2 protein-coding genes and 1 pseudogene are annotated in these 1,848 nt (G+C 68.4%); all 3 read right to left on the bottom strand.

Translation table 11 applies throughout. From position 1 onward, the window contains the following. A pseudogene (locus AC1DOC_RS32045) lies at positions 1-604 on the bottom strand (1-deoxy-D-xylulose-5-phosphate reductoisomerase); the annotation flags it as partial. Continuing rightward, positions 601-1,446, bottom strand: a complete 846-nt coding sequence (locus AC1DOC_RS32040; RefSeq protein ID WP_478131372.1) for a phosphatidate cytidylyltransferase — start codon at positions 1,444-1,446, stop codon at positions 601-603. The pseudogene AC1DOC_RS32045 and the gene AC1DOC_RS32040, both read right to left, overlap by 4 nt. Before the next feature lie 27 nt (positions 1,447-1,473). Next, the coding region (gene uppS, locus AC1DOC_RS32035; protein ID WP_478131371.1) for a polyprenyl diphosphate synthase at positions 1,474-1,848 on the bottom strand (375 nt) is incomplete at its 5' end.

Raw genomic sequence — 1,848 nt, 5'->3', positions numbered from 1 at the left:
GCTCGGGCGTGACCGTGCCCAGCGTGTCGGGCGCGCGCGTGCGGAACGGGCCGCCCGACGCCGTGAGAATGATCTTGTCGATGCGGCGCGGCCAGGTCGACGGATCTTCGGGCAGCGACTGGAAGATGGCCGAGTGTTCGCTGTCGATCGGGAGCAGCGTGGCACCGCCTTCGCGCACGGTGCGCATGAAGAGCTCGCCGCCGACCACCAGCGCCTCCTTGTTGGCCAGCAGGAGCCGCTTGCCGGCGCGCGCCGCGGCCAGGCAGGGCCCGAGGCCGGCTGCCCCCACGATGGCCGCCATCACGGCATCGACCTCTTCGTGGGACGCTATTTTTTCAATAGCATCGCCGCCACTYAGAACGGTGGTCTTGAGATTGTTCTGTTCTATCTTTTCGGCCAGCAGCGCCGCATGCGGCGCGCTCGCCATGACCGCATAGCGCGGCGAGAACCGCGCGCATTGCGCCAGCAACTCGTCGACCTTGGTCGACGCGGAAAGCGCGAAGACCTCGAAGCGCTCCGGGTGCCGCGAAATGACATCGAGCGTGCTGACGCCGACCGATCCGGTCGAGCCCAGCACAGTGATGCGTTGTTTGGGTGTGTTCACAGGAAAGCCAGCATCATTGCAATGGGCAGCGCCGGCAAGAGGGCATCCACGCRGTCGAGCACGCCGCCGTGGCCCGGCAGCAGGCTGCTGCTGTCCTTGGCGCCGGCACTGCGCTTGATCAGCGATTCGACCAAGTCGCCCACGACGCTGATGGCGGCGAGAAACAGCACGCCGATCAGCAGCAGCCACCAGCCGCGCTCGTACAGCCGAGTGTAGAGGCTGGCCACCGTTGCGCCGGCGGCCCTGTCGGCCCACACCCAGGCAAAGGCCAGCACCACGACGCCCGCCATGCCGCCCCACACGCCTTCCCAGCTCTTGCCGGGGCTGACGGCGGGCGCGAGCTTGCTGCGCGTGAACTTGAGGCCGAAGGCGCGGCCCGCGAAATACGCGAAGACGTCCGCCACCCAGACCAGCACGAGGATCGACAGCAGGAAGTTGACGCCGACCATGCGCGCCTGCACGGCCGCGAGCCACGCCACCCAGAGTGCCAGCAGCCCGCCCACCAGCCGCAGCCCGCGCGGAATGCGCGGCCAGCCCGGCACGGCCACACGCAGCAGCGCGGCACCGCCGAGCACCCAGGCAGCGCTGGCCAGCAGCCACATGAGCAGCAGCGACCGATCGAGCAGCCCGAGCCACCAGGAAAGCGCACACAGCGCCACGGTCTCCACGCCGAGGAAGACCGACAGCTGCTGGCCATAGCCGTTGAGGCGGCCCCACTCCCATGCCCCGGCGCCGATCAGCACCAGCATCACGCAGGCAAAGGGAACGTGCGACGGGTAGAAGAGCGCCGGCAGCAGGATCGCCAGCAGGACGATGGCCGTGAGGATGCGTTGTTTGAGCATGCGCTGGAGGGTCGGACCGTGAGACCCTCAGGCCAACTGGCGATCGGGTGCGGAGCCGCTGCCGGCCGTGAGTTGTGCGGAGGTCTTGCCGAAGCGGCGCTCGCGCGCCTGGAAGGCGGCGATTCCCGCATCCAGTTCGGCCTGGTCGAACTCGGGCCAGAGCTTGTCGCTGAAGAAAAGCTCCGCGTAGGCGCTTTGCCACAGCAGGAAGTTCGACAGGCGCTGCTCGCCGCCGGTGCGGATGAGAAGGTCGGGATCGGGCACGTGCGCGAGAGCCATGGCGCGGTCGAGATTCGCTTCGGTGAGCGCCTCGCCCTGCTCGGCCAGCCTGGCCGCGGCGCGGGCAATGTCCCAGCGGCCACCGTAGTTGAAGCAGACGTTCAGGATCAGCTTGGTGTTCTG

This window comes from Variovorax sp. 01T439_2 (assembly GCF_056398445.1).
The sequence above is the reverse complement of the archived record's forward strand: the minus strand, read 5'-3'. Positions and strand labels throughout refer to the sequence as shown.